Below are 21,586 nucleotides of genomic sequence, written 5' to 3'. Positions count from 1 at the left end.
GGACAGATGATGAACCTAGAGCAAAGTTGCAGGGATTGGCAGCTGAAATGTTGATCTCTTTCCCACGGCATAACTGCTGGCGATCAAGCGGGGAATGGGCCGACGCAATAGCCATTGGCGGAGTGCCAAAGGAGTTGTCATTGCAGGCATTCCCGGAAAAAATTTAAAAACATGGAACTGTAGCAGGAATCCCAAAAAAAATAGCGAATTATAATAGATTAGGTATTTGGTTCTATTCTTACATAACTATTTTTCAGGAGAGGTGTACAATTTTATGAAACCTGCTGGTGTGGTCCGTAAAGTGGATCAACTCGGGAGAATCGTGTTGCCTAAGTCACTTCGCAAGAGATATCAAATGAACGAGGGAGATCCCGTCGAGATTTTGGTTCAAGGGGATCACATCATTTTGGAGCGTTACCGGCCGAAATGTGTATTCTGCGGATCGATGGAAAGCGTAAGCGACTTCAAAGAGCGGTCCATTTGCAATCAATGCCTGGTCGAAATGAGCCAACTGTCCTAGTCTCCATCCAGGACATTTGATGCGTTTAACGGCCTCAGAGCATAAGCCTAAATAAGCTTCCCGTGCGGGAAGCTTATTTATTTTGTCGAATTTGCTCATACGGGGTCGGTCTCCACAGAGGGGGCGGAGGATGGTGGAATTTTGATCCTAACGGACCGTAGCGACCTTATTTGACGATTTCCCGGTTATTTCCCAATATAACGGACTCCAATGACCTTATTGGCCTTTTAGAGCAGAGATGATGCGTATTTTCTTCAAAATAAGGCCTTCTCAGTCCGTTAGAATTCGGTAAGTCCACCGATGGGAGCAATAACGTCTCTGATGTCCGTTAGCTGGGGGAGAGTGGGCGTTGCTTGAGACGATTCGAAAACAACGGAAGGCCCGGCTGAATTCAAGATTCGACGCCGAGCCTTCTTCTTTTGAATGACTTCGTGATGGGAAGCCGCCCTTTTGAGTTACCGGTTCAATTGAGAGTCAAAAGAGCGGGTTTTCAGCACCGAGAAGGTTGGATGAAGCTTAGGGACTGAGTAGCGGAGCGTAGCAAAGTGCTACGAGAGCAACGGAAGGCCCGGCTGAATTCAAGATTCGACGCCGAGCCTTCTTCTTTTGAATAACTTCGTGATGGGAAGCCGCCTTTTTGAGTTACCTCTAAAGGCCTTTGGTTTTATCGTCGTTATAGGATGCAGTCAAAATCCCGCACAAAAACATCGCCATAACGAGTGCAATAATCCAGAATGTTAAAGAGAATGACAAGCCGAACACCTCCACGTTGTACTCCTTCCCCTATTATACCCGGCTATCGTCCAAAAATAAATCAAAATGTGATGGATTTCATAGACGAGTTGTTATCGGAGGAAGACGGTTGGTAGCGACTCATTTAAAAAACAAGAAATGCGTTGGCACAGGACGAAGTGTACCGTCGGACGGGTGGTTGATCACCCGGCCATTGACAACCAGGGAGGAGGAGCCTCCGCCGTCCAGGTTGTAGGCGTCCTGTACGCCCAGGTTTGCCAGCTTGTTTTGCAGTTCTTCCAGCGTTGCGCCGGAACGGCCCTTTTCGTTATCGCCATCGACGACCAGCACCAGCAGCTGATCATCCTTGTAATTTCCGATCACCGTACGCGGCGCTCGCAGCGGGGATGTCTTCCATTTGTCCGGGATCGGGAGCTTGACTCCATTTTGCAGCAGAATCGGGACAAAAGATGCGCCGAACTTCGGTTTCAGCTTGTCCAGGCTCTCTTTGTTTTGAAATTTGCCGCCGATCAGTTGCCCCGATTGATTAAGTCCAACGAAAAATAAATCCTTATAGGAAGGCTCAAAGCCGTTCACATATTGCCCATTGAGGATCGTGGTGCTCAAGGGGTAACGTTGCCCGCGAGAATCGGCAAATCCGCCGGCGTTAATGCCGGCAACCGCGCCGTAGCGTTGCACCGCTTGCATAGTCGTTTCCGCTCCGCCCAGCCGATCTTTGCCCAGCGTCATTTTCATGGCATCCGGCGACTTGAGTCGAATCTTCATCGCATACCCGCGGTACGTGCCGGGGTTCACTTTGTAGAGCTCGATGCGAATCCGGTCGCTTTGAATCGTCTCAAAAGGTACGCCTAACTTGGATGTGATCCGCCGATCGTAGATGGATTCGGGTTTGGCGGAAGCGGTTCTGGCATTTTTGACGATGTCGCTCATGGTTTGGGTGGTCTTCTGGTAGAGCTCGGCCGTCTTTCGGATGGAGGAAATGGTCGTCTTGGCGTCTTTCTCCGCTTTGGTTAATCCTTCCGAGATGGAGGCGGTGGTTTGGAAGACGTCCGCTTCGGGCGTGATGGGGTGCGGTGACCGGTTCCAATCAATCGCGGCCCCGCTGATGAAGAGAGCGATCAGCAATCCAATCAAGGGGCCAGTAGCCAGCAGGAAAAAACGGTTGATTTGTTTAACTGGCGTGATCATTTCAGCAGATCCATCTTTTTCTGAAGCGCGGCCAACTGCTCCTTGACCTCGCTTAATTGCGAAAACAATTTGTTACTGTTATCCGTTTTTTCGCTGGTGTTGTCCTTGGTGAATTCGAGCAATTCGTTGAACGTTTGCACTTTGTTTTGCAATTCCTGGACTTCGTCGGACAAAGCGGTGAGCTGGGCTGTATAATCGGCTTTCATCTGCTCGGCTTCGCTTTGCCATTTGGCGTCCAGCTGGTCAATCATCGACTGCTTCAAATGGTTGCTATACATATAGGCCGCAGTGACGCCGGCACCGATCAGCAGAATCCAAATCAGTATAATCAGGGCTACGGAAGGCCGCCGTGTTCTCCTGCTGCGACTTGGTTCGGTGACGGTTGCAGGTTCCGTAGAGTAAGGCATGGGAAATCACCTCTAAACATATTTTCATGCGCTTTTCGTGCAGCTTTCATTCTATCATGTCGACACGAGGTTCGCAAAAATGATAGATTTGGCAATCCTTCGTCAAAATCAAGCACGATGCAGGGGTTGGCTCCTGTTGTCTGGAAAATTTGTCCTGCAGTACAATTGCAGATACAAGCGAATGGGAAGCGGGGTGTTCTTGTGGACACGGGCTTGGAAATGCTAAAACGCCGGCTGCCGCCGGTCTTCGCCCGGGAAATCGAAGACGGGGTGCGGGGAGGCCGCCTCATTTCACTGGCTGGGCTGCAAGGGAACGGGGGCGGCGTGCGGCTGGAATGGGAATCCGCTGCGGACGGCCAAGGACAAGGCGGATCGAAGGCAGGGCGCCGCGGTGCTGGCGCCTTGCTGGAATGGCTGGCTGAGGCCTATGAAGAGGCCGAAGGCATCCGCACGGACCCGCAGCAATGGTTGCTGGCCGAAAGCGCCGACGGGGCGCTTGATCTGTTGCTGCGGGTGCTGGTGCCGGGCGGCGGCACGGTGCTCGTCGAGACGCCGGCCGCGCCGGAGGCGCTGGAGCTGATGCGCCGCCGCGGAATCCGGGCGGTCCCGGTGGCCTGTGACCGGGACGGCATGCTGCCGGACGATCTGCGGCGGAAATGCGAGCCGACCGGGGGGAGGCCAGCTTTCGTGTACGTGACGCCGCATTATGCCAACCCGTCCGGCCGGGTGTGGAGCCGGCAGCGCAAGCTGGCGCTGCTGGAGATCAGCGAGCGGTTGGGGTTGCCGATCGTCGAGGATGATACGGCGTGTTTGGTGCCGCTCGCGGAGGGGGCTTTTGCCTCAGGAAGGGCAGACGGGATGAAGCGGATGGGGGGTTCTGCTGCAGAGGCAAGTCCGAAACCCGAAGGCGGCGAGCGGGGAAGCCAGAAGCAGGAGTATATCCAAGTAGTGGAGACGACCAAACGCGAGGATAAGGCTGGGTCTAAGGTGGAATCCATCCTAGAGGATAATGCATCAAAGCGTCAGCAAAAGAAGGAAGCAGTGATCGGTGCGGCGAGTGAGAGAAGAAGCACAGAGGACAGAGAGGCCAGGCAGGAGCGCAGCAGCCAGGCGGACGATGTGGGCAATTGGAATGAAGCCGGGAACAAGGACGAGATGGTGAATAGGAGTGAGAAGGACAACAAGAGCAGAGGCAAACGTGGGGAACCGGACGTGGACCCGAGGACTGAACCGAGTGGAGTGAAAGCAGAAGGAGATGATGGCAAGAGCGAGGCAGTCAGCCTGTTCGAGGGTGAAGAAGCCCAGGAAAAGAACCGGGCTGAGTACTTGGCCGACGGTGCTGGGGCCGGCGCGGACACCACCACATCGCTATATGTGCTGCGCCAGCAAGCGGGACTGTGGGGAGCCGAGATCCTCAGCCTCGGCTCCCTGGAGCGGACGCTGACGCCGCAGCTGCCGCTGGCCTGGCTGCGCGGCGAAGCGAAAACGATGGAACGGCTGCGCCATGTTCCATCGCCTGGCAGCTCCAGCGCCGCGGGTGCGGCCGTGGCCGAGCGAGCCCGGCGGCTTCACGCCTGGCTCGCCCAGCCGCCGGGGCGCGGGCGCGCCGCCGCCGCCGAAGCTGCGGCGGCGTATGCCGCGCGGCGCGCGCTCGCGCTGGAGCTGCTGCAGGCGCCCGCTTGGCGCGGCGCCTGCGTGGAAGACCCCGGCGGCGGGCTGTTCCTCTGGTTGCGCCTGCCCGCCGGGGTCTCCAGCGAAGCGCTGCTGCGCGCTTCGCTGCTGGAGGGCACAGCGTTCCTGCCGGGGACGCTGTGCTATGCCAAAGAGCCGGATGATCGCTTCATCCGGCTCACTGTCGCCGCGCATGAACCTGCGCGGCTGCGCGAAGGGCTGGCGCGTCTCACCGCCGCCCTCGCCGAATTCACGGCGCGCTCTGCGGACTAAACCAGAACCAGACCACCCCAATCCTACCAAAGGAGAAGTAACCATGGAGACGTTGTGGGCAATCGGTAAATTCGTTCTTTTTATTGCCGGTATCGGGCTCGCCATCTATGTGTATCTGTTGTTCATGAGAGGGCTTAGCCAAATCCCGGACCCGAAAGAGCCAAGCGATAAGGATTAGAGTGAAACGGGCAGATTCGAGACTGAAAATGACTGCCATCCCAGAGCCAGCGCAAAATAAATAAGCTCAGGAACATGTCCTGAGCTTATTTAAGGTCCCTCCACTAGGGAAGGTGCCTACTCCTGTTTCTTTTCTGCGGTCGCCGCCGTCCGCCGCCACCCGTCCACGACGTGGGCGTACTGGCGCAGCCCTTCCGCGCCGGCCGGCGTCAGCGCGTAGCGCCCGCGGACGACGCGGCGGAACCAGCCGTAGTAGTCGCGCTGTAGGATCGCGGCGGCGCTGCCAACGCCGCTGCGGTCGCGCGCGTCCTTGGGCGACATCTCGCCGCCGCCCTCCTCGATGGCGAGCGCCACGCGCAGCGCCCGTTCGCGGTAGGCCGTCACCAGCTTGGTGCCGGTGCTGCCGCCGACGTTGTAGTCGCCGCTGCGTTCGTGGAACTCGTGCAGCAGCTTATCCACTCGGCGTTTAACCACCTTCGGCCCCGGCATGTATAAGGCTCCGTCCCCCGGCTCGCATAGGACTTCCACGAAGGCGGGTTTCGTTTTATACCGGGTTACCGTGATCAACCCCAGTCCCAGCCGGCGGCAAAGCATCGTAATTTCGTTCCACCGCTGGTTGTGCGCCCCCTTTTTGGCGCGGTTCCGCTCCACGGCCAGATACACCTCGGGGCTCAGGCGCTGGCGCTCCAACCCCTGCAGCAGCAGAGGAAGATTAAACGTCTTTTTGATTTCCACAATCAGCGGCTCGTTGCGGTCAGGCCGAACGCCAACCAAGTCGCAATGCCGCACTTCCCCTTTAATGACATACCCTCGCTCCTCAAAAAAAGCCTTCAACGGAGCGTACAATTCCGTCTCATGCTGTACCGCCATGACGATCCCCTTTTCCTCATCGTTCCCATGATCCTGTTCAAGATTATATCACAAAGCCGAATTCCTACTTTTTCCATCTGAATATTTTCATCGGAAAAACGGTCAACTTCTCCCTCACCGGCGCATAGGTATGTAATACACTTTTTTATCGTGGATGCTCCATAATCTGGTCACGTCAGTTCTAAAGATGGGGACGCGGGAGAACCCCTAAAGCGGGAGTACAGGAGGTACCTAACATGGACATTTTTGAGCGAATAGCGGCTTATCGGGCGGAAAGCGACTCCTTGTCGTGGAGCGGCACATTTAAAGATTATGTTGAACTGTTGGCCAAAGACCCTTCGCCGGCGATGACCGCCCATGCCCGGGTCTATGAAATGATTAAATCCTATGGCATCGAAGAGGAAGACGGCCGGAAAAGGTATAAATTTTTTGAGCAGGAAATCTTCGGGCTCGATCGGGCCATCGAAAAGCTGGTCGAGGAGTATTTTCACTCCGCCGCCCGCCGGCTCGACGTACGCAAGCGGATTTTGCTGCTGATGGGGCCGGTCAGCGGGGGCAAGTCCACCATTGTGACGCTGTTGAAGCGTGGGCTAGAGAAGTTTTCCCGGACCGATAAAGGGGCGGTGTACGCCATCGCCGGGTGCCCGATGCATGAGGACCCGCTTCACCTCGTTCCGCATGAGCTCCGGCCGGAGGTGGAGAAAACGCTGAACGTCCGAATTGAGGGCAATTTATGCCCCGTTTGCCAGATGAGGCTGAGGACGGAATACGGCGGCGACATCGAGAATGTCAGGGTCGAGCGGGTACTCTTGTCCGAAGAGGAACGGGTTGGCATCGGCACGTTTAGCCCGTCGGATCCGAAATCCCAGGATATCGCCGATTTGACCGGCAGCATCGATTTTTCCACAATCACCGAATATGGTTCAGAATCCGATCCGCGGGCCTACCGCTTTGACGGCGAGTTGAACAAGGCCAACCGCGGCCTGATGGAGTTCCAGGAAATGCTGAAATGCGATGAGAAGTTTCTATGGAATCTTTTGTCGTTGACCCAGGAAGGGAATTTCAAGGCGGGGCGGTTTGCGCTGATCTCGGCGGATGAGCTGATTATCGCGCACACCAACGAAGCGGAGTACAAAGCGTTTATTGCCAACAAGAAAAATGAAGCACTGCAGTCGCGGATGATCGTCATGCCGATCCCCTATAATCTCAAGGTGTCACAGGAGGAGAAAATTTACGCCAAGCTGATCGGCCAAAGCGATATGAATCACGTTCATATTGCTCCGCATGCCCTGCGGTCCGCAGCGATTTTCTCCATCTTGACCCGGTTAAAGGAGACGAAGAAGCAAGGCGTCGATCTGGTGAAAAAAATGCGCCTCTACGACGGCGAAGAAGTCGAGGGCTACAAGGACGCCGATTTGAAGGAGCTGCAAAACGAGTACCTGGAAGAAGGCATGTCCGGCGTGGATCCGCGTTATGTCATCAACCGGATTTCCAGCGCGCTGATTAAGCAGGACTTGCATTGCATGGGTGCACTTGATATTTTGCGGGCGATCAAAGAGGGTCTTGACCAGCATGCTTCCATCACGAAGGAGGAACGCGAGCGTTACCTGAACTTCATCAGCATTGCCCGTAAGGAATACGACGAGATTGCCAAGAAAGAAGTGCAAAAAGCGTTCGTTTACTCGTTTGAGGAATCGGCGCGCACCTTGTTCGAGAACTATCTCGACAACATCGAGGCGTTCTGCAACTGGACGAAAATCCGCGACCCGCTTACCGACGAGGAACTGGATCCCGATGAGCGGTTGATGCGTTCGATCGAAGAGCAAATTGGCATCTCGGAAAACGCGAAGAAGGCGTTCCGGGAGGAAATTTTGATCCGCATCTCTGCGTATTCGCGTAAAGGGAAGAAATTTGAATATAATCACCACGACCGGCTGCGGGAAGCGATCCAGAAGAAGCTGTTCGCCGACCTCAAGGACATCGTCAAAATCACAACCTCAACCAAAACGCCGGACGAAAACCAACTGAAACGCATCAACGAGGTCAGCAAGCGGCTGATCGACGAGCACGGCTACTGCCCGGTGTGCGCCAACGAGCTGCTGCGTTATGTCGGCAGTTTGTTGAACCGGTAAAGCGTGGCAGCTGTAAGGTGGGGGGAGATCCCTCCACCTTTTTTGGCGTGCTTGGGTGTGCATCACGTCACTCCACGTCCCACCACGTCGTGCTCTCCCATTAACTTATTTGGATTCATGTCCCTCCACGTCGCGTTCCCCCACCAACGAACTGGATTCACCTCCCGCCCGTCGCGCTCCTCCACCCAACTAACTGGATTTTCTACCGTTAATTTCGAGCCGAGAAGGCCATTTGAGTAAATTAACTGGAAAAAGTACCTCTAATTTCGCATCAAACTCGCCAAACCCGCGAAACCGCCAAAATTAACGTTACTTTTTACAGCTAATCTTCTCCCAAGTGCAAAATGAGCAAAATTAACAGTAGTTTTTACAACTAATTCCCGTCCGAGCTCCGAACTCCAAGCGTCGAACCTCCTAACTAACTTATTCCGCCGCCCGAAGGCATTTGGCAAGAGGAGCCGGATTCCCACGCCAAGCTTCACCGCCTACTGGGTATTCGCATACGATAATTTGAATTGAAACGTTGGAGGCGAATAACGAATGAGTGTTCAACCATGGGGTTATTCTCAGCATCGTATCGTTTATCAGGCTGATCCGCAACACGTCCATCATTTGCGGACGGTTCGTGACCGGGTACACGACATCTGCCGGCAGCATATCAATCAGCGGGTGCGCATTGAAACGATGGAAGGTCATGTGCATGTTGGTCGAATCGTTGGCTGCCAAGGCGGGTTACTGCATTTGGCTGTTCCGCGGCAAGGGGGGCAGCGTGCCATTGGCGCTCCTTATTGGGGGCTAAGTCCTAGCGATGAGACCATTTTAACGCTGGTTCTCTACGAACTGCTGGTCATCGCTTTGCTGTCCTGATGGATCCGCAAAGTAGAATGCTGCCCTGTGGAGCCCGTAGGTAAGGAAGCTGCACTAAAGAGCTCCGCAGACCAGCACGCTCCCCTGAAGAACCCGCAGGAAAGAATGGCTGCACGAAGGCGAAGTGCTTCGCAGACCAGAACCTGCTCCGTCTGGCTCAACACACCAGCACGCTGCTCCTAAGTGCTCCCCAGAACAGACAAGAGCCGCCAGATCAATTGATCCGTGCGGCTCTTCTTCCAGATTGAAACATCCAAGGAATCAATAACGTTAGTTAGTTTCCCCTGAAAAAGTCAGGGTGTTTTGAGCATAATTAAAAGGAATTCAGCACCTCAAAATGGAAATTGTTATTGACGAGATAACAAAGTTCCACACCCCGAGGGAAGAATTCCTTTGCTATAGGAGTTCAACAGAAGCCCTCGGGAATCCTTCCAAGAGGTGAAGAAAATGTTGAAACTTCGAGACGAGCAATTGACCATCTGGGATGCCATTCTCCCGGAATCTGTTAGAAAGTTGCCGGTCGAGCTTGCAATCATAGATCAATTACTGGACGACGACCGTTTTCTTCAACCGTTTACTGAGTTGCACCCGAAAGGCAAGAAAAGCGGCCGTCCTACGCTTGCAATTGAAAAGTACATCCGTCTTATGGTCCTGAAGCATAAATACAATTTGGGCTACGAGTCACTCGTGAAGGAAGTCGGTGACAGCATCACATGGCGAATGTTCTGCCGGTTTGCCATCGACGAACCGATGCCCGACCCGTCTACGCTCATCTATGCCCGCAAACGCTACGGCGACAAGATCGTCGAAGACATCAATGCCGCACTCGTAAAGCAGTGTGAGGAAAAAGCCGTTCTGAAAACCCGCAAATTGCGCACGGATACGACGGTTGTGGAATCCGACATCCATCACCCGACAGACGCTACGCTGTTGCAAGATGGCGTAAAAGTCATCACTCGAACGATTCAGAAAATCCGGAAAGTCGCCTCCCACACTGTTCAAGGCTTTGAAGATCGTACGGCAGAAATCAAGGAAAAGATTCTGTCCATCGCGAAAGTTCTACGTCGCCGCACCCGTGAATCTTGGGAAGAAGTTGACCGGATCACTGGGAGCGTAATCGAAGTAGCCGAGAACGTTGTGAACAAGGCGCAAGCCGTTATCGAGAAACTGCAAGACAAGGGCAAAGCTGCTCTTCGACAAAGTAAAACGAAACTGACCGAGGCGGTCACGCTAACCGGCAAGTTGTTGGAACAAGCCAAACAGGTCGTTTCCGGCAATCGAATCATCGCAGATCGGATCGTCAGTTTCTTTGACCCGGAAGCAAGACCGATTAAGAAAGGTAAGCTGGCCAAAGGAACTGAGTTCGGCTACAAGGTGCGAATCGACGAGACGGAAAGCGGCTTTGTGACCGGCTACGCTGTCTACGAGGGGAACCCCTCGGATGATGAACTGCTCGTTCCCGCTGTACAGGCGCATATCAAGCAATTCGGCAAAGCGCCGCAAGCTGTAGCGACCGACCGCGGTTTCTCAAGCAAGAAGAACGAAACGGCCATTACCGAACTTGGTGTGAAGCGAGCTAGCTTGCCGCGAAAGGGCAAAAAAGGCATTGCCCGATCCGAGTACGAAAACGAATTATGGTTCAAAGACTTGCAGCGTTACCGTGCAGCTGGAGAAGCGAAGATTAGTCTTCTCAAGCGGAAGTACGGTTTGAACCGCAGCAGGTATCGGGGCTTTGTCGGCTCAAAATGCTGGGTCGGCTTCGGGATTCTGACCCACAACCTGCAAAGAGCGGCAAAAATGCTCCAAAACTAACATGGAAACCGATCATTAGGGAAAGTTCCCCCTCACAACCCAGCCAGCAACCCGAAACTATTTTTGAAAATCGACTTTTTCAGGAGCAACTAGTTAGTTAATAGAAGAAATAATAGGGGGCGATACCTTGGCAAAGAGTGATCAACTCATGTTAACCATAGTTGCAATCGCGATTCTAGCGTGCACTTTCTGGACCGGTTATGCGATTGGCCTGCGGCAGAGACCGCCGATGGATCCTTCCGATGTCCAGCAGGCCATTCATTCCAGATGGGTCAAGGCCAAAGCGATTTCTATTTCGCTTTAAAAGTCATGTAACTCAAAGCATCTTCCGAGTATGCTTCTGCCCGTCATAGGAGAAGAGCGCCCGCTTTTCTTCCACCACCGTCTCTAGGTGCACGGGGCGGCCCCACAGCTTGTAAACGTAGGGTAGCGTATGCTCCAGATACTTGAGGTCCAGCTCAATCCCTTCATATTGATGCTTCAGCAACAGCTCACCGGAGCGCAGGTAGTCGCCGTCCTGGACGACGATGTACGGCGAGCCGCCGTTGACGCGGGAGGCGATCAGCTGGTCGCGGACATTTTCCCACGATTTGTCGGTGATTTTCCACTCTGGACCTTGCTTCTCGAAAATGTACAAGTCCAGATCGCGGACGAGATCCTTGGTCAAATAGCTGCGAAGGAAGGAAATGTCCGAATCGAGCTCGCGCACTTCGAAGATTTTCTCCCGGCCTTTTCCGGGCTCACGGCCAAAGCGGCGGCGCTCCTCTTCGGTCGGGTTATCCCAGCGGCGCTCGATGTCCTCGAAAATCTTGAGCCCGAGGTAATACGGGTTCAGGCTTTGCCGCGATGGCTGAACGACCAAGGCGTTCAGCTTGGCGAATTCGACCGTTTCGTCACTGGTCAGGTCGAGCTCGCGGATGATGCGCTGATGCCAATACGAAGCCCACCCCTCGTTCATGATTTTCGTCTCCATCTGCGGCCAGAAATACAGCATCTCCTCCCGCAGCATGCTCATAATATCCCGTTGCCAATCTTCCAGCACTTCCGAATATTCCTGGATAAACCAAACGATATCCTTCTCCGGTTCGGGCGGGAAGTGGACGGTGACCTCTTTGGCTTCCTCGGTGCGTCCGCCCGGATGTTCATCCAGCGTCCAAAGATCGTCGTAAGTCCCTGTCTTCACCGGGCCTTGCCGCCCCTCCTTCGCCCGCCGAAGCTTCTCTTCCATTTGCCGCCGTTTGTCATAACGCATCGGCTTGATTAACTGCGGATCGACGTGCTCTTGGATCGCCAGCACAGCGTCGATGAAGCTCTCTACTGTTTCCGCACCGTAGGCCAATTCGTAACGTCTAATCCGCTCGGCGGTGGCGGCCATGCTCTCCACCATATCCCGGTTGGTGGCGGAGAACCGCACGTTATTTTTAAAGAAATCGCAGTGGGCGAGCACGTGAGCGACGATCAGCTTGTTCTGGATCAGCGAATTGCCTTCCAGTAAAAAGGCGTAACACGGGTTCGAGTTAATGACGAGCTCGTAGATTTTGCTTAACCCGAAATCGTACTGCATCTTCATCTTGTTAAACATTTTGCCGAAGCTCCAATGCGAAAACCGGGTTGGCATTCCGTAAGCGCCAAACGTATATATGATATCGGCGGGGCAAATTTCATAGCGCATCGGATAATAATCAAGTCCAAACGAGTCGGCGATTTCCATAATTTCCGCGATGGCGTATTCGAGCTGTTCTAATTCGCTGCTCAACTGGCCGCACCCCCTTCGCGCTTGTGGAAGAACCGTTTTAACGCGTTATAAACCTCGCCTTTTTCCTTAATGACGTAATACATGAATTTCTCCTGCTTGATCGTCCGGTAGGCGGACATCAAGGTGCTGCCGCGATTGTACTGGTTGACTTCCCCGTAGCCAAACATGTTGCTGCGCTTCATCAGCTCGCCAATCAGCTTGACGCAGCGCTCATTATCGGAGGTCAGGTTGTCGCCGTCGGAGAAGTGGAACGGATAAATGTTGTAGCTGGACGGCGGGTAACGGGTGTCGATGATCTCCAGCGCTTTTTGATATACCGAAGAGCAGATGGTGCCGCCGCTTTCCCCGCGGGTGAAAAATTCTTCCTCACTGACCTCCTTGGCCTCGGTATGATGCGCAAGAAACACAATCTCGACCTTCTCGTACTGCCGCCGCAGGAACCGGGTCATCCAGAAGAAGAAGCTGCGCGCGCAGTATTTCTCGAACGCCCCCATCGAACCTGATGTGTCCATCATCGCCAGAATGACCGCGTTGGAGTGGGGGACAACGACCTCCTCCCACGTTTTGTAGCGGAGATCGTCTGGAGAAATGCCGTGAATGCCGGGGGTCCCGGCGGTGGCGTTACGGCGCAGGTTTTCCAAGATGGTGCGTTTCTTGTCGATGTTGGACATGAGGCCTTTTTTGCGGATATCGTTAAAACGGATGGATTCGGTTTCCATTTCTGTCTTGTCTCTATCCTGGATATAAGGCAGTTCCATCTCTGCGAACAACATATCCTCCAGCTCTTCGATGCTAATCTCCGCTTCCACGTAATCGTAGCCCGGCTGATCGCCGGCCTTGCCGCCTTTCCCGCCTTTTCCGCTGTCCTTCGGACTGTCCTGGCCTAGCACGTCTCCCACCTCGCTGCTCCCGTCGCCTTGGCCGACATGCTTATGTTTCTGGTAGTTATGAATGAAGCGGTACTCTTCCAAATTGCGGAGGGGGACCTTAATGATCTGTTTGCCGTCTGACATGATGATATTTTCTTCGGTGATGAGATCTGGCAGATTTTGCTTAATAACCTCTCTCACTTTCTCCTGATGACGTTGTTGATCCTGATACCCTTTCCGGTGCAGCGACCAGTCCTCTTTGGAGACGACAAAGTGATATCGATCAGGCGTTGGCATAGATGAACACCTCCATATCGGGATTTCCCGGAACGCTATATTTGTGGATGTAAATAAAGTATATTCACGGAGAGGGGCGATATGTGAGGGAGCTTGCGCCGGTTTGGAAACAATAAGGCTGGAAAAAGGCGGAGATTCCCGTTAAGCTAATAACAGTTAGATTAGGTTAGGTTTGCGAAGGGGGTCACGAATTGGTGCCGATGAATCAGGTTTGGCTGGAGCTATATGAAGCCGCGGATCAATTTAAGAAGCTGAAGCCATGGGAATGGCTTTCGAACGTTCATTTGTTTGGGGTTCGCAGTCCATGGGATCACCGTATCGGATATTGCTGCGTGATGGGGAGCGGCAAGGAAGTGTTTGGTATGGCCGTTTATTTGGGAACGGAGGGCCTGCAGACAGTGCTTGACATGTTAAATGGGGAATTCATAGGCGATCCGCTGTTTGCGCAGCATTGTTATATGCTGTCCTTTGGCAGCCGGGACGAGCTGTACCCGGAGGAATATGAACGGGTGAAGGAGTTAGGTTTATCCTTTCGCGGCAAAACTGCCTGGCCGTCCTTCCGTCTCTACGAGCCGGGTTACGTGCCTTGGCCGATAACGGACCGGGACGATATTGTCTTCTTGACGGAGATCCTCAGACAAGCGATGGAAGTGAGTCTTTCCTATCGGGAGGATCCCGATGCTCTATTGGAAGGCAACGGGGAACGTTTTCTCGTGCGGATTCCCGTTACCGGGGAGGGTGCGGGTACGACCGAATGGATCAGCGAATGGCTCAAGCCGGACCAGGCGGATCGGCCGCTGGAGCCAGCCGGACGAGCGGTCATGGTGGACGAGCTGCGCATGGTCAAAGCAAGGCGTGCAGTCAGCGGTGATGCGGGGGTCTGGGAGGTAGACAGCTTTTTTATCCCCATGCCCATTGAAGACGAGGAACGTCCGTTTTATCCGACGATGAACGTGATTGCGGATCAAGAGACCGGGCAGATCCTGCATTACGGGTTGACCAAACAGGCGGAAGCGTCCGAGAACCTTGCGGATGGTCTGCTGGGGTTGATCGAGACGTATAGAGTGATGCCGATGCGGCTTGTGGCCCGTACTTCCAGAGTGCTGGACGAGCTGGCATCGGTGATCGCAGGGTTTGGGCTTGTCTGCAGTGTAGAACCGCAGCTGCCGGCGATTGAGGAGTTCCAGCAATCGGTAGGAGGCAAGCTATTATAACTAGATAAGTGCAGGATGATAGCCGGGTTTCCAGCGTAGTTGCTGGGAGTCCCGGTTTTTTTAAGATATCAGCGTACTATGTCAAGTAGAATTTTTAGGTTTCTGGGTAACCCAAACACACCTAACCCCCCAGATTTTCAAAAAAGTTAGCAACTGACAGAGAAGCGATGCTTGAAACCGGCCTTTCTCGGACTTGAAAGGAAATAGCCTCGTTTTTTCAATCCTGCGATGCAATCTGGCTGAGTGCAGAGTATACGCTAACGTACAATTCGCATTCACAGGGCGAGGTGGATAAAGCTGACATACGAGATCCAAGGTCTCCAAGAAAGTGATCCGATCTTCCCTCAGTCCCAGAAAGACCGGTTCCAAGATCTTGCTTAGTTAGGCCGTCGCTAGTGTCGGCATAACGCAATTGAAGTTCAACTTCTTATTGACCTCATCAAGGATGTGATAATCAGAGCACTGCGATTGAAACGGTAAACGGTCTCGCAGCATGGCGAAAGCGACTTTGAGCATCTTATTACCCATTGCAACAAAGATGGCTCGTTCATGTTTTCCTTTTTCCTTCAGACGATCATAGAAAGGCTTAAGGTCCTTATTATGCATGCAGAGACTCTTACCTGCTAGATATACCGCATAACGAAGGTGATCGTTTCCCTGTTTGGAAATCTTGCGGTAGGAGCCTTTGCCGCCACCTGTTTGCTTAACAATGGGGTTTGTGCCAGCTTTCTTAATTAACTGGTTTGCGTTCGAGTACTGAGATACATCGCCGATTTCAGCATAAAGCTCAGCCGCGGTAGTCACTCCTAAGCCCGGGACGGTAAGAAGCAGTCGTCCGTCTGTCTGAAGGAGAAGGTTCTCGATCTCTTGTTCCAAAACATTAATTTTGGCATCAAATGTTCGTAAGTCACGTAGCTTCATTTTCAGTAACATAAGCTCAGGCCGAAGTTCCTGTAAGTTTCTCGATAACGCTTGTTCAGCGACGTGCAAGAGCTTCTGGATGGTGGTGTTTCGCAATTTGAGATTATGCTGAATCGAGAGCTTCCGTAGCCCGGTCTCCCCTAGTTTCAGGACAGCAGCGGGGTGTGGATAATGCTCCATGAAGAAGAGCGAGGCTTTCCCCCAGAAGTCACTGAATACTTTGATTTTTCGAGCTCTACCGGCTGAATAATCTGCATATCCTTGGTACTCGCGCCAGATGAGGTCCATAAGTGCTCGAATCTCTGTACGCAAGGAAGCACGCTTCCGTGTCTCTGAGCGCCGTGCTCGAGTCAAGACATGGAGCTGACGCTGCACGCCATTCAAAAGCTGGTTTTCAGTGGCTTTGTTGCTTTTGATGGCATGGGCGATGGCCACAAGATCAAGATCATCTGTTTTGCACCAATTCAGTGCGCCGGCGCGTTCCTCGAAGGTGGTATACGGATTCAAGATCTGAACGTGGTACCCTCGTTTCGCCATCTCGCGGACGATGTCTTCATAGTAATGGCCTGTTGCCTCAATACCCAGGAACAAGCGAACAGCCTCTGTGGCTGTAACCGCTTGATTAATCTTCTTGCAAAGCAGCTCCATACCAGAATTATTCGCTGAGAAAAAGAAGGGTTTTTCAATGATGTCGCCGAAATAATTGCATATTAAGGCTTTTTGGTGGAGCTTGGCCGCATCGATTGCAACGATGAGGACTTGCTCCAGGTTAACGCCCCTTAGCTGTTGACTGAACTTAGTTCCCTTACGGCCTTGAATGTGCGAGGATTTCCCCATGCGACTTTAACCTCCTGTGGTTGGTAGGTAAGATTGAAGCTTCCCTGTCAGGTGCTTCTTTCTTCGATAGTCGCTGGGGATTTCCTCTTTATATTTTGATTATATTACACGCCAGAAAGTATAAACTACGGGGATTGGCATCCTGATATCGCAAGAAAAACTTCCGCTAAACGCGGTCTGTCTACTTTGAATGTACGTCGATAGACGTTTTTCTTAAGATATCAGAAAGTATAAACTACGGGGATTGGCATCCTGATATCGCAAGAAAAACTTCCGCTAAACGCGGTCTGTCTACTTTGAATGTACGTCGATAGACGTTTTTCTTAAGATATCAGAAAGTATAAACTACGGGGATTGGCATCCTGATATCGCAAGAAAAACTTCCGCTAAACGCGGTCTGTCTACTTTGAATGTACGTCGATAGACGTTTTTCTTATGCCCCAAGGTCGGAATAAATTGGAAATGCACAGTGAACCCTAGTAAAAATCAACCCCAAAAGGAGGAGTAGGCATGAGATCGGGATCCTCTTTAAGAAACGTGGACAGCCATGCATTAATTCATGAAGCGGTGCTGGAGGAGGCCAAGGAACTAACGGAGCTGCTCGCACGCTGCCTGAGTAGGGGGAACAGGAGAAGGCGCTGGAGCTCAAACGCAGCTGAAGGACATGATTGTTGCCTTGACCCGGGACCTTCAGCTGCTGCGGGAGCTGCTGTCGGGCACACGCAAAAAGGGAAGGCCAGAAGGACTGAATCCCTCTGGCCATCCCTTTTTTAATATTCCGCTAGGCGAGCTTCTTCGTGTATAAAATGCCGATCGTTTTGGCGCCGCAGTGGCTGGAGATGACGCAGCCGGCGTTGGACACCGCAACCTGGCGGGCGTTCGTTTTGGCCTCTAACGCTTCCTTCAGCACCTTCGCGTCCTCATCTGCCAAAGAGTGCGTCACGAAGATAAGATCTTTATCCATCTCGGATAGATGGCTAAGCGCATTGTTTAACAGCTGATCCAGCGCTTTTTCCCGGCTGCCGCGGATTTTGTAAGCCGGAGTCATTTTTCCGTTCTCGACCTTGATGACGGGCCGGATTTTCAGCAGGCTGCCAACGATGTTCTGCATACCGGAGCAGCGGCCGCCCTTATACAGATAATCCAGCGAATCGATGACAAATTCGGTCTCGACCTGCGGACGAACGGCCGTCAGCAGGGCAACGATTTCCTCAACGCTCTTGCCTTCTGCAGCGGCGTTAACGGCTTTCATCACCTGCAGACCGATGCCGGTCGATAAATTCAGGGAATCGAACACCGTCACCATCCCTTCGGCAAATTCGTCTGCGGCAATCAGCGCATTCTGATAAGTTGAGGACAGCTCTGAGGACAAGCTGATATAGAGAATTCTCCGGCCTTCCTCAATATGGGGACGAAACGCTTCGATAAAATCCGCCGGTGACGGTGCCGCCGTCTTAGGCAGCTTGCCCGTCTCATCGACTTTCCGGTAGAGCTCGGGCACCGTCAGATCGATCCCGTCCTTGTAGGTTTGTTCCGAAAACGTAACATACAGAGGCACAATGCCGATGTCGTACTGCGCAATCCATTCAGCGGGGAGATCACAAGTGCTGTCAGCAAAAATTTTAATGGAACCCATATAAATCCTCCTAAACGTCATGGTTATCTATGGGACTTATGAAGCCGCCGATTTTCTTGTATACATAATCGCGACGGTATGGGGGCCGCAGTGGCTCGAAATCACGCAGCCGGCTTCCGCAACGGCGACTTCTCGTACACCGGTCTGCTCCCGCAAAATCACGGCCAACCGATGCGCCTCCTCCTCCGCGAGCGTATGCGCGACCAGGATCAGATCCTCGTCCATGTGATCCTTGTCGGCCAGGGCATGATCAAGCATGAGCTGCACGGCTTTCTCCTTGCGGCCCCGTACTTTGTAAGCCGGGATGATGTTCCCGTCCACCAGCTTCAGTACCGGCCGAATTTGCAGCAGGCTGCCGATAAAATTTTGCATGCCGGAGCAGCGACCGCCTTTGTACAAATATTCCAGCGTATCAATGACAAACTGCGTCACCACTTGGGGGCGTAAGGCGGCAACTTGTCCAGCGATTTCTGCGGCTCCCCATCCTTTCTCGGCTAGGCGCACGGCCTTCATGACGAGCATTCCGATTCCGCTGCACAGGGTCAAGGAATCCACAATGTGAATCCGGCCCTCGGGAAATTCCGCTGCTGCGATTAGCGCGTTCTGATAGGTGGACGACAGCTTGGACGACAAGCTGATATACACGATGTCCATTCCTTGATCGATGTAAGGGCCAAAGGCGCTCATAAAATCTTTCGGGGACGGTGCTGTTGTCTTAGGCAATTGTCCCTCGGCCTCCACTCGGCGATAGATATCGAGCGGGGTAATGTCGATGCCGTCCCGGAACGTTTCATTGCCGAATACGACGTAAAGTGGAACCAGGCCGATGTCATACCGTTCGATCCAACCGGCTGGCAGATCCGAGGTACTATCCGCAAAAATTTTCACTTTAGACATAAGCAGTCTCCTTGGGTAGTTGATGCAAATCACATGTAATGTAAAAGATGAACTTTCATACATTCTATCAAAAAGAACAAGACAAGGAAAAGCCCCAAGACCGACCAAAGACCCGCGGGGTTTAGGGCTTTCGGCAGCTGTCCGCGATGGACGCCGCCGATTCGAGGGAAAGCTTACATGGTACCGCGTTATCCTAGGCCGTGAGGCTTCCAAGCACGATTAGCAAGATGAAGAGAACGAACGGCAAGACCGAAAAAATCGTGCCTAATATCGCAAACACTTTCCTCCGATTACGGATCGCCAAGCCTACGATGCCCAGAATCAATCCAATCAAGTCCAATAAGCCGGAAATCAGGAACAGCAGAACGCCAAGCACGGTCCCGCTTCGCTGCATCAGGTCTTCGGCGATGACCTCCGCAGGCTGGTCCACGAGATCCATCGCTGTAGAAATAATCAGTGCCAGCGCAGCGATATAGCCAATTACGGCAAGTAAGCTGAGTACGAAGGAGGCGATGCCGGGGCCGGAGAATTTCATCCGGTTTGTTGGCTCGTGGGGGGCAAAATAGGGTGATACAGGATCTTGCTCCGATTGACGATAATCCATCCCAAAACTCCTCTATAGACAGTAATGTAAACCTATTCAAGACCATCTTCAAATATCCTCCTGAAAATTGCAAGGATATTTTTGGTTGAAACGGTGGTGGAAATCAGGCTAAACCCTGCGGTATGATGGACACGAAGGCTATGGGACATGATCAGAAAGGGGCGAAATCGATAGTGCAGCGAAAATATGCGGGGATCGGAGCGATTGTCATGCTTCTCTCCGTGGCGTTTGGTGCGTTTGGCGCCCATATTTTGAAAGAGCGGATCGGGGATGCAGCAATCGGCACCTTTGAGACCGGAGTCCATTATCAAATGATTCATGGCATCGCCATGCTGCTGACCGCGTTATTTGCCGCGAAGTGGGGAGATTCCAAGCGGCTGCTGTGGAGCGGACGGTTATTCCTGATCGGCGTGATCTTATTTTCAGGCAGCTTATATGGCCTTGCCACCTTGGACTTACGATGGCTTGGTCCGGTGACACCGCTTGGCGGCGTATCATTTCTAGCAGGCTGGCTGCTGCTCGCACTGGAAGCCTGGAAGGCGGCACCTCGGGCTGGAGCATAAAGCTTAAGGAGATTCAAGCCCTAAAAGGGCTGGCGCAACCTGCATCTGCAGGAACCGCCAGCCCTTTTTGCTGCTTTTATAATGAAATGATTTACGTATCCAAAAAGTCGATGATCTCGCTCAGTTTTAGCGTGTATACCTGCTTCTCGTCGACGTGGTATACGCTCACCGCGTAGGTTTCCGGAAGGAAATTTAAGATTCGGCACGGCATACTCGTCCGCTTACCGTTACGATTGACGTACAAACGGACAAGCTTATTGCCTGTAATATAGTTTTGAATCCAGGCTTGGAATTCATCGCTTGTCGCCAGCTCCTTGAAGTTGCTCGAAGCCGGCTCGCTTTTCTTCTTCTCCACCACAGCGGGTTGTTTAGACGTTTCTTTGCCGTTATTCTTAGCCTTGACGGCTTGGGCGGTTTCGATGCGGGACTGCGTGCGGGAAGCTAAGGTAGATTCAATAATTCGTCCCAGCTCGATTCCGGAGTTGATGCGGTAATCTATAATGTCAGGGCTGTCGTTCAGCAGCTTCAACAGCGCTTGCAGAGCCAGCGGGTTCGTTGTCCCTTTGACTAGAATTTCGACGTTAAATAAATAGCCCACTTCTTCTTGATTATGATGTTGACCGGTTTGATTTTCCATAATTCCCCCACAGTGATTTCAAGTTAGGCAGAGAAAGGTCATCTTTTTCTGTTGAAAATCCTCAATAATAATAGCACCACTATGACAACAATCATAGCCCAAACATCAAGAAATTTACACAAATCTATACATCTATGGATCTTTTGTTTCACCCCGCCTGAATCAGGGTAAGATAATGACAACATTTTATTGAAGAAAGCAGGGGATAAGGATGGCCAAATCGGAAGCCAAACCAGCAAAGAATACGAAGAAATCCAGCCTGGAGCAACTGCTGAACGAACAAGTTGCCAACCTGAACGTGCCTTATGTGAAGCTGCACAACTATCATTGGTATGTGAAAGGGACAAATTTCTTTCGGCTGCACGCCAAATTTGAGGAGTTGTATAATGAAGTTACTGAACAAATGGATGCCATTGCCGAGCGAATGCTGGCGCTGAAGTGGAACCCGGCAGCATCGCTGGAAGAGTATCTGGACCTGGCCACCATTCAGGAGGCAACCGGGAAGGAGGAGCCGCAGGCGATGGTTCAGCATGTGCTTGAGGACCTGGCGACCTTAACGGAGGCGTACAACGAAGGGATTGGTCTCGCGGATCAGGTGGAGGATAACGTCACCAGCGATTTGTTAACCGGTTATCTTGGCAAATGGGAAAAACACATGTGGATGCTCCGGGCGTATTTGGATTGA

General features: G+C 52.7%; 20 protein-coding genes. 10 read left to right on the top strand and 10 right to left on the bottom strand.

From position 1 onward, the window contains the following. The first annotated feature begins 274 nt into the window (after nucleotides 1-274). Nucleotides 275-520: an AbrB/MazE/SpoVT family DNA-binding domain-containing protein gene (locus ACL02P_RS10390; protein WP_009227013.1), complete on the top strand. Its 246-nt coding sequence runs from the start codon at nucleotides 275-277 to the stop codon at nucleotides 518-520. 873 nt (nucleotides 521-1,393) lie between these two features. On the opposite strand, the gene ACL02P_RS10385 is transcribed toward ACL02P_RS10390, so the two are convergent. Together ACL02P_RS10385 and ACL02P_RS10380 are read right to left on the bottom strand one after the other, a co-directional pair. Further along, a complete protein-coding gene (locus ACL02P_RS10385; RefSeq protein ID WP_009227012.1) occupies nucleotides 1,394-2,461 on the bottom strand; it encodes a phosphodiester glycosidase family protein in 1,068 nt (355 codons plus the stop codon). After that, the gene (locus ACL02P_RS10380) at nucleotides 2,458-2,868 is read right to left on the bottom strand and encodes a hypothetical protein (RefSeq protein ID WP_009227011.1); all 411 of its coding nucleotides are present in this window, start codon (nucleotides 2,866-2,868) and stop codon (nucleotides 2,458-2,460) included. The genes ACL02P_RS10385 and ACL02P_RS10380 overlap by 4 nt, the downstream gene beginning before the upstream one ends. A 165-nt stretch (nucleotides 2,869-3,033) precedes the next feature. Between ACL02P_RS10380 and ACL02P_RS10375 the strand changes: the two genes are divergently transcribed. After that, nucleotides 3,034-4,812, top strand: coding sequence for an aminotransferase class I/II-fold pyridoxal phosphate-dependent enzyme (locus tag ACL02P_RS10375; protein WP_412837214.1), 1,779 nt, complete (start codon nucleotides 3,034-3,036; stop codon nucleotides 4,810-4,812). Nucleotides 4,813-4,855: 43 nt separating this feature from the next. Further along, nucleotides 4,856-4,990 carry a hypothetical protein gene (locus ACL02P_RS10370; RefSeq protein WP_339301858.1) on the top strand — a complete coding sequence of 45 codons (135 nt, stop codon included), beginning with the start codon at nucleotides 4,856-4,858 and terminating at the stop codon, nucleotides 4,988-4,990. Nucleotides 4,991-5,106: 116 nt separating this feature from the next. On the opposite strand, the gene ACL02P_RS10365 is transcribed toward ACL02P_RS10370, so the two are convergent. Continuing rightward, on the bottom strand, nucleotides 5,107-5,859 hold the full coding sequence (locus tag ACL02P_RS10365) for a DUF2161 family putative PD-(D/E)XK-type phosphodiesterase (RefSeq protein WP_339301860.1): 753 nt from the start codon (nucleotides 5,857-5,859) through the stop codon (nucleotides 5,107-5,109). A 236-nt stretch (nucleotides 5,860-6,095) separates the two neighbouring features. On the opposite strand from ACL02P_RS10365, the gene ACL02P_RS10360 reads away from it, so the two are divergent. The 4 genes from ACL02P_RS10360 (at nucleotide 6,096) to ACL02P_RS10345 (ending at nucleotide 10,974) form a co-directional block, all read left to right on the top strand. Then, nucleotides 6,096-7,991, top strand: a complete 1,896-nt coding sequence (locus tag ACL02P_RS10360) for a PrkA family serine protein kinase (protein ID WP_412837213.1) — start codon at nucleotides 6,096-6,098, stop codon at nucleotides 7,989-7,991. Between the two features lie 540 nt (nucleotides 7,992-8,531). Then, the gene (locus ACL02P_RS10355; RefSeq protein WP_412837212.1) at nucleotides 8,532-8,858 is read left to right on the top strand and encodes a hypothetical protein; all 327 of its coding nucleotides are present in this window, start codon (nucleotides 8,532-8,534) and stop codon (nucleotides 8,856-8,858) included. Nucleotides 8,859-9,305: 447 nt separating this feature from the next. Beyond that, on the top strand, nucleotides 9,306-10,670 hold the full coding sequence (locus ACL02P_RS10350) for an ISNCY family transposase (RefSeq protein WP_019007868.1): 1,365 nt from the start codon (nucleotides 9,306-9,308) through the stop codon (nucleotides 10,668-10,670). A 127-nt stretch (nucleotides 10,671-10,797) separates the two neighbouring features. Beyond that, nucleotides 10,798-10,974: a hypothetical protein gene (locus ACL02P_RS10345; protein ID WP_009227140.1), complete on the top strand. Its 177-nt coding sequence runs from the start codon at nucleotides 10,798-10,800 to the stop codon at nucleotides 10,972-10,974. 12 nt (nucleotides 10,975-10,986) lie between these two features. Here ACL02P_RS10345 and ACL02P_RS10340 read toward each other — a convergent pair whose 3' ends face one another. Together ACL02P_RS10340 and yhbH are read right to left on the bottom strand one after the other, a co-directional pair. Next, nucleotides 10,987-12,426, bottom strand: a complete 1,440-nt coding sequence (locus ACL02P_RS10340; RefSeq protein ID WP_009227139.1) for a SpoVR family protein — start codon at nucleotides 12,424-12,426, stop codon at nucleotides 10,987-10,989. Continuing rightward, nucleotides 12,423-13,592, bottom strand: a complete 1,170-nt coding sequence (gene yhbH, locus ACL02P_RS10335; protein ID WP_009227138.1) for a sporulation protein YhbH — start codon at nucleotides 13,590-13,592, stop codon at nucleotides 12,423-12,425. Before yhbH ends, ACL02P_RS10340 begins: the two co-directional genes overlap by 4 nt. A gap of 200 nt (nucleotides 13,593-13,792) precedes the next feature. Between yhbH and ACL02P_RS10330 the strand changes: the two genes are divergently transcribed. Continuing rightward, the gene (locus tag ACL02P_RS10330) at nucleotides 13,793-14,806 is read left to right on the top strand and encodes a DUF6930 domain-containing protein (RefSeq protein ID WP_397376647.1); all 1,014 of its coding nucleotides are present in this window, start codon (nucleotides 13,793-13,795) and stop codon (nucleotides 14,804-14,806) included. 381 nt (nucleotides 14,807-15,187) lie between these two features. Here the strand turns inward: ACL02P_RS10330 and ACL02P_RS10325 are convergent, their stop codons facing one another. From ACL02P_RS10325 to ACL02P_RS10310, 4 genes are all read right to left on the bottom strand, one after another. Further along, entirely contained in the window at nucleotides 15,188-16,564 is a 1,377-nt protein-coding gene (locus ACL02P_RS10325; RefSeq protein WP_009227146.1) for an IS110 family transposase, read from the bottom strand. Nucleotides 16,565-17,345: 781 nt separating this feature from the next. Continuing rightward, complete coding sequence (locus tag ACL02P_RS10320) at nucleotides 17,346-18,200, bottom strand: DegV family protein (RefSeq protein WP_009227079.1); 855 nt, start codon at nucleotides 18,198-18,200, stop codon at nucleotides 17,346-17,348. A 36-nt stretch (nucleotides 18,201-18,236) separates the two neighbouring features. Further along, a complete protein-coding gene (locus ACL02P_RS10315; protein ID WP_009227080.1) occupies nucleotides 18,237-19,097 on the bottom strand; it encodes a DegV family protein in 861 nt (286 codons plus the stop codon). 193 nt (nucleotides 19,098-19,290) lie between these two features. Then, nucleotides 19,291-19,701 (bottom strand): hypothetical protein, encoded by a 411-nt coding sequence (locus tag ACL02P_RS10310; RefSeq protein ID WP_009227081.1) that lies wholly within the window; start codon nucleotides 19,699-19,701, stop codon nucleotides 19,291-19,293. Nucleotides 19,702-19,874: 173 nt separating this feature from the next. Between ACL02P_RS10310 and ACL02P_RS10305 the strand changes: the two genes are divergently transcribed. After that, on the top strand, nucleotides 19,875-20,264 hold the full coding sequence (locus tag ACL02P_RS10305; RefSeq protein WP_260071497.1) for a DUF423 domain-containing protein: 390 nt from the start codon (nucleotides 19,875-19,877) through the stop codon (nucleotides 20,262-20,264). Between the two features lie 91 nt (nucleotides 20,265-20,355). Here ACL02P_RS10305 and ACL02P_RS10300 read toward each other — a convergent pair whose 3' ends face one another. Then, complete coding sequence (locus tag ACL02P_RS10300) at nucleotides 20,356-20,901, bottom strand: hypothetical protein (RefSeq protein WP_260071498.1); 546 nt, start codon at nucleotides 20,899-20,901, stop codon at nucleotides 20,356-20,358. 211 nt (nucleotides 20,902-21,112) lie between these two features. Between ACL02P_RS10300 and ACL02P_RS10295 the strand changes: the two genes are divergently transcribed. Next, a complete protein-coding gene (locus ACL02P_RS10295; protein WP_412837211.1) occupies nucleotides 21,113-21,586 on the top strand; it encodes a Dps family protein in 474 nt (157 codons plus the stop codon).

It is taken from the genome of Paenibacillus sp. MB22_1 (genome assembly GCF_047200555.1).
Classification (GTDB): Bacteria; Bacillota; Bacilli; order Paenibacillales; family Paenibacillaceae; genus Fontibacillus; species Fontibacillus phoenicis.
The sequence above is the reverse complement of the archived record's forward strand: the minus strand, read 5'-3'. Positions and strand labels throughout refer to the sequence as shown.